The 6,163-nt window shown below is 70.9% G+C and carries 7 protein-coding genes; all 7 read left to right on the top strand.

Features of this window, described 5'->3' with window-relative positions; all coding sequences use genetic code 11:
* The coding region (locus G6023_RS02915; RefSeq protein WP_182634044.1) for a rhodanese-like domain-containing protein at nucleotides 1–447 on the top strand (447 nt) is incomplete at its 5' end.
* 114 nt (nucleotides 448–561) lie between these two features.
* Nucleotides 562–1,158, top strand: a complete 597-nt coding sequence (locus tag G6023_RS02910) for a rhodanese-like domain-containing protein (protein ID WP_182634043.1) — start codon at nucleotides 562–564, stop codon at nucleotides 1,156–1,158.
* Between the two features lie 42 nt (nucleotides 1,159–1,200).
* Nucleotides 1,201–2,082 (top strand): sulfite exporter TauE/SafE family protein, encoded by an 882-nt coding sequence (locus G6023_RS02905; RefSeq protein ID WP_119192107.1) that lies wholly within the window; start codon nucleotides 1,201–1,203, stop codon nucleotides 2,080–2,082.
* 352 nt (nucleotides 2,083–2,434) lie between these two features.
* Nucleotides 2,435–3,238, top strand: coding sequence for a siderophore-interacting protein (locus G6023_RS02900; protein ID WP_154830103.1), 804 nt, complete (start codon nucleotides 2,435–2,437; stop codon nucleotides 3,236–3,238).
* A 114-nt stretch (nucleotides 3,239–3,352) separates the two neighbouring features.
* Nucleotides 3,353–4,336, top strand: a complete 984-nt coding sequence (locus G6023_RS02895; protein WP_182634042.1) for an ABC transporter substrate-binding protein — start codon at nucleotides 3,353–3,355, stop codon at nucleotides 4,334–4,336.
* A complete protein-coding gene (locus G6023_RS02890) occupies nucleotides 4,333–5,307 on the top strand; it encodes an ABC transporter permease (RefSeq protein ID WP_182634041.1) in 975 nt (324 codons plus the stop codon). Before G6023_RS02895 ends, G6023_RS02890 begins: the two co-directional genes overlap by 4 nt.
* A gap of 2 nt (nucleotides 5,308–5,309) precedes the next feature.
* Nucleotides 5,310–6,101, top strand: a complete 792-nt coding sequence (locus tag G6023_RS02885; RefSeq protein WP_067712961.1) for an ABC transporter ATP-binding protein — start codon at nucleotides 5,310–5,312, stop codon at nucleotides 6,099–6,101.
* Nucleotides 6,102–6,163 lie beyond the last annotated feature (62 nt).

Genomic DNA, 6,163 nt, shown 5'->3' with positions numbered 1-6,163 from the left:
TGGGTCTACGACCCCGAGAAGGAGGACACGCCCCTGGTCGTGCTCGCGCCCGACGAGGAGGTCGCCGGTGAGTACCGCGACCACCTGCTGCGGGTTGGTATCGACACGGTCACCGGGTACACGACCACTCTGGAGGGCCTGCCCACCGCGACCCCCGAGATGATCGGCCCCGACGAGCTCGGCTCCTTCGACGCGGCGATGGTCCTGGACGTGCGCAACAAATCTGAGCACTCCGACGGCCACATCCCGGGCTCCGCGCAGCTCAGCGGCGGACGGGTGCTGTGGAACCTCGACCAGCTCCCGGCCGACGGTCCGATCGTGACCTACTGCCAGAGCGGCGTTCGCAACTCCGTGGCGGCCAGTGCCCTGCGCCGGGCCGGCTACCGCGTGGTCGAGCTCGAGGGCAGCTACGGCGCCTGGTCCGCGCGCAACCTCGCGTCCGCCTGATCTGACGCACCCCACCTGCGGGGGCCGGACACCCCGTCCGGCCCCCGGTGTTCGGCGGCATCCCGCCGCCACCTGACCCCGCATTTGTCACACACGAAGGATTTCGGTTCACCCATGCTTTCCACCCTGACCACCGCCCCCACCCTCGCCCCGGCCGACCTGCGCGACGCCCTGGACTCTGACACCCCGCCCACCGTCATCGACGTGCGGTCGCCGGCCGAGTACTCCTCCGTCCACATCCGCGGCTCCTACAACGTGCCGCTGCCGTTGCTCGCGGAGCACGGCGAGGAGTTCGCCTCCCGCCTGCCGGGGCAGGTGGTCCTGATCTGCCAGTCCGGAAACCGCGCCCGGCAGGCGAACGAGCGCCTCGAGGCCGTGGGCGTGGACCCCGACTCCGTGACCGTGCTCGACGGCGGCATCGCCGGCTACGAGGCCGCCGGCGGCGAGGTCGTCCGCGGCAAGGGCGCCTGGGCGATGGACCGGCAGGTCCGCATGGTCGCCGGCTCGCTCGTCCTGGCCGGCGTCACCGCCTCCAAGGTCGTCTCCCCCAAGTTCGCCTACCTCGCCGGCGCCATCGGAGCCGGGCTGACCTACTCCGCGGCGAGCAACTCCTGCGCCATGGCCGCGGGCCTGTCGAAGATGCCGTGGAACCGTTTGGCCGACGAGCCGGGCCTCGGCGCCGTCCTGGACTCGCTGCCCGCCCGCTCCTGACCGATCCCACCCCGGCGCCCCCGCCGGAGAAAGGCACCTGACATGGAGATCACCACGATCATCGTCGTGGCCCTGGCCGTCCTGGTCGGACTGTCCCTGGGCCTGCTCGGCGGGGGCGGATCCATCCTGGTCGTCCCCCTGCTCACCTACATCGGTGGGCTCGACCCCAAGGAGGCGATCGCGACCTCCCTGTTCGTCGTGGGCGCCACCTCACTGGTCAGCCTCTTCGGCCACGCCCGCAAGGGCAACGTCCAGTGGCGTACGGGACTGATCTTCGGCGCCGCCGGCATGGTGGGCGCGTTCCTCGGCGGACTGGCCGGCGGCTACATCCCCGGCACCGTCCTCATGGTCGCCTTCGCGATCATGATGATCGCCACCGCCGGCGCCATGATCAAGGGACGCAAGGACCGCGACGGGCAGAGCAACGATCACCACCACCCGCTGTGGCGGATCCTGCTCGACGGCCTCGTCGTGGGCGCCGCGACCGGTCTGGTCGGTGCGGGCGGCGGCTTCCTCGTCGTCCCGGCCCTCGTCCTCCTGGCGGGCCTGCCGATGACCGCCGCCGTGGGCACCTCGCTTCTGGTCATCGCCATGAAGTCCTTCGCCGGACTCGGCGGCTACCTCACCTCGGTGTCGCTGGACTGGCCGCTCGTCGCGGCGGTCACCGCCGCCGCCATCGCCGGCTCCTTCGTCGGCGTCCGCCTCACCTCCGTGGTCCCCGAGAAGGCGCTGCGCAAGGGCTTCGGGTTCTTCGTCCTGCTCATGGGCGCCTTCGTCCTGTCCCAGGAACTACCCTTCCCCGCCGCGCCGATCATCCTCGGCATCGTCGTGGTCGTGGCAGGCGCAGCCGCGATCTGCGCGTTCGGGTTCAGGGAACGCTGCCCTCTCCGGTCCCCGCAACCGGCCGCCGCCAGCGTGGCCTGACACCGGCCCGGCCCGACGCCGGAAGACGATCCACCCCGGCCGTGCGGTCGGGGTCGTTGGCCGAGGCGCCGCGGCGGTAGGTCCTGCGGTCGCAGCTGTTGGCCGTGCCGGCGCGGCGGTCGGCCGACGCGCCGGTTGCCCTCCCACCGACGAGCCCGTCGGCGAAGCGCTTCTCGTACTCGGCCCAGGTGGCCGGCCATCGCGCCCCGGGGACGTTGAGCGTCGTCCCCGGGGGGTCGCGCCATCTCGATGATGCAGTCCAGCTCGGCCTCGGTGAGCGGGGCCCCCCTCGAGCGCGCGGAAACATGCAAGGATAGGGTCACCTAACTAACCCAGGTCGAAGGAGAACGCCGTGACTCGCCCCCAGGCCCGCCCTCCGCTCACCCTCACGGTGCTGCGCACGGAGCCGGTTACCGCGCACCTCGTGCGGGTCGTCCTCGGCGGGGACGGCTTCGACTCGTTCGCCGCCCGCGCGGAGACGGACAGCTACGTCAAGCTCGAACTGCCCCACGCCGGGGAGACGGTCGTGCGCACGTACACCGTCCGGCGCGTCGACGCGGACGCGCGCGAGATCTGGATCGACTTCGTCGTCCACGGTGACGAGGGTGTCGCCGGTCCGTGGGCCCGGTCCGTCGCACCCGGCGCCCGGGTCGCGGTGCGCGGCCCCGGCGGCGGGTACCGGCCGGACCCTGAGGCGGATTTCCACCTGTTGGCAGGTGACGAGACCGCTGTGCCGGCGATTGCGGCGGCGTTGGAGTCGCTACCGGAGAACGCTGTGGGTGCCGTGTTCCTCGAGGTGTCCGACGACGACGACGAGATCCCGATCACCGCGCCGGCGGGCGTGGAGATCACCTGGGTGCACCGCGGAACCTCCTCGGCGGACGCCGGCCCCGGAGTGATCGACGGCGAGGCGCCGCTGATCGACGCGGTCCGGGGCATGCCGTGGCCGGGCGGGGACGTGCAAGCGTTCGTCCACGGCGAGGCCGAGACGGTGATGAAGCACCTGCGCCCCTATCTGCGCACCGATCGCGGCATCCCCGCCGCGCGGGCGTCGATCTCGGGATACTGGCGGCGTGGGCGCTCGGAGGAGGGCTTCCGCACCTGGAAGCGGCAACTGGCGGAATCGGAGGAGGCGCCGCAGCAGCCCGTGAGGTGAGTCCGGGCTCACCATGACCGGGCGACCCGGTAACCTCATGTGCCAGCACCGTTCGCATCCGGCCCCTCGCGTGAACACCGTGAGGCCCAGAAGGCACAGACAAGGGCATGGCATATGGCATTCTCACGCGCGAAGCTCATCACCGGACTGGTCGCCACCTCGGCACTCATCCTCACAGGTTGCTCGAGCGGTGGTGAGGACGACGCCGCCGGTGGTGGCGGCGAGTCCTACCGCATCGGCATCAACCAGCTCGTCCAGCACCCGGCCCTCGACTCCGCCACGGCCGGCTTCAAGGAGGCCTTCTCCGAAGCCGGCGTCGAGGTCGAGTTCGACGAGCAGAACGCCAACGGCGAGCAGGGCACCGCACTGACCATCGCCCAGCAGTTCGCCTCCGACGACCTGGACCTGGCCCTGGCCGTGGCCACCCCGGCCGCCCAGGCGATGGCGCAGAACATCACCGACGTGCCGCTGCTGTTCACCGCGGTGACCGACCCGGTCTCGGCGGAGCTGGTGGACTCGATGGAGGAGCCGGGCGCCAACGTCACGGGCACCTCGGACGCCGCCCCGATCGAGAAGCAGCTCGAGCTGCTCAAGGAGATCGTCCCGGACGCCGAGCGCATCGGCATCGTCTACGCCTCCGGCGAGGTCAACTCGCAGGTCCAGGTGGATCAGGCCCGTGAGGCCGCGGGCCCGTTGGGCCTGGAGATCGAGACCCAGACCGTCACCACGGTCAACGAGATCCAGCAGGCCGTCGAGGCCCTCGGTGACGTCGACGCGATCTACGTCCCCACGGACAACATGGTCGTCTCGGGCATCGCCTCGCTGGTCCAGGTCGCCGAGGGCAAGCAGATCCCGGTGATCGCCGCGGAGTCGGGCACGGTCGAGGGCGGCGCCGTCGCCACCCTCGGCATCGACTACACCGAGCTGGGCCGCCAGACCGGCGAGATGGCCCTGCGCATCCTGCGCGACGGTGAGGACCCGGCCACCATGCCCGTGGAGACCGCCACCGAGTTCACCTACGTGGTCAACGAGGACGCCGCCGAGCGTCAGGGCGTGACGATCCCCGAGGACATCCTCGCCGAGGCTGAGAAGAAGTGATCGGGACCGTCGAGGTAGGCCTCATCTACGGGGTCATGGCGCTGGGGGTCTACCTGACCTTCCGCGTGCTCAACTTCCCCGACCTCACCGTCGACGGCAGTTTCACCACGGGCGCCGCGACGGCGGCCATGGGCATTCTCGCCGGCTGGAATCCGGTGCTCGCGACCCTCGCGGGTTTCGGCACCGGGTTCCTCGCCGGCACGGTCACGGGACTGCTGCACACCAAGGGCAAGATCGACGGCCTCCTCGCCGGTATCCTCACGATGATCGCGCTGTGGTCCGTCAACCTGCGGATCATGGACGGCGCGAACATCCCGCTGCTGCGCAGCGACACCGTGTTCACGCCCCTGAAGGACGCCGACCTGCTGGGCGAGTGGCCCGGGGTGGCCATCCTCGCGGTCGTGGTCCTGCTGCTCGGGTTGATCGTCCTGTGGTTCCTCACCACCGACCTCGGCCTGTCCATCCGTGCCACGGGTGACAACGGCCCCATGATCTCCTCGTTCGGCGTCTCGACCGACTTCACCAAGACCCTCACGTTGGCCCTGTCGAACGGGTTCGTGGGCATGTGCGGCGCGCTCATCGCCCAGTACCGCGGTTTCGCCGACATCTCGATGGGCATCGGCCTCATCCTCGTCGGCCTGGCCTCGGTGATCATCGGGCAGGCCATCCTCGGCCAGCGCAAGCTGCTGCTCGCGGTGCTCGCCGTGATCCTGGGCGCCCTGCTCTACCAGCTCATCATCTTCGCCGCCCTCCGCGTCGGCCTGGATCCCAACGACATGAAGGCCGTCACGGCCATCCTCGTCGTGGTCGCGCTGCTGCTGCCCCGCTGGAAGGGCGCGGGCGGACGCTTCGGACGCAAACCCACCACCCCGGTCGCCGCCAACGAACGTGCGGCGGCGGGAACCGGGACCGCCGTCGGCGCGGGGCCCGAGTCCGCCGGCGCCGCCGCGACCGGCACCAAGGAGGCGTGACGATGCTGACCGTCACCGGAGTGTCCAAGACGTTCTTCCCCGGCACCGTGAACGAGCGCCGGGCGCTGCACGACCTCAGTCTCACGCTCGCCGAGGGCGACTTCGTCACGGTGATCGGTTCCAACGGCGCCGGCAAGTCGACACTGCTCAACGCCGTCTCCGGGCGGTTGCTCGCCGACAGCGGGAACATCGAGATCGACGGCACCAACGTCAACCGCCTGCCGCAGCACCGTCGCGCCAAGTACGTCGGCCGCGTCTTCCAGGACCCGCTCGCCGGGACCGCACCGAACCTCACGATCGAGGAGAACCTGTCGCTCGCGTTGCTGCGCGGCCGCCGGCGGGGGCTCGGCCCGGGTCTGAGCAAGAAGCGCCGTGGCCGGTTCGCCGAGCAGCTCTCCATGCTGGAGCTCGGTCTCGAGGACCGGCTCACCGCCAAGGTCGGCCTGCTCTCGGGCGGCCAGCGGCAGGCGCTGTCCCTGCTCATGGCCGGGTTCACCCAGCCGCGCATCATGCTGCTCGACGAGCACACGGCGGCTCTCGACCCGCAGCGTGCGGAGCTGGTCACCACGATCACCGAGCGCATCGTCCGCGAGGGCGGTCTGACCACCCTCATGGTCACGCACAACATGGAGCAGGCCATCCGCCTGGGCAACCGGCTCATCATGATGCACGAGGGCCGGATCGTCTACGAGGCCGACGCCGCGACCAAGTCCGCACTCACCGTGCAGGACCTGCTGCGCGAGTTCACCAACATCAAGGGCGCGACCCTGTCGGACCAGGCCTTCCTCGGCTGACCCGCCCCACCCGCCGAGCGCGCCCCGCGCCGGCGGCGACCCGACCAGGCCCCGCTGGCCGC

It is taken from the genome of Dietzia sp. DQ11-71, assembly GCF_014144995.1.
Lineage (GTDB): Bacteria > Actinomycetota > Actinomycetes > Mycobacteriales > Mycobacteriaceae > Dietzia > Dietzia kunjamensis.
Note: the sequence above shows the minus strand (reverse complement) of the source record. Positions and strands in the feature narration are given on the sequence as shown.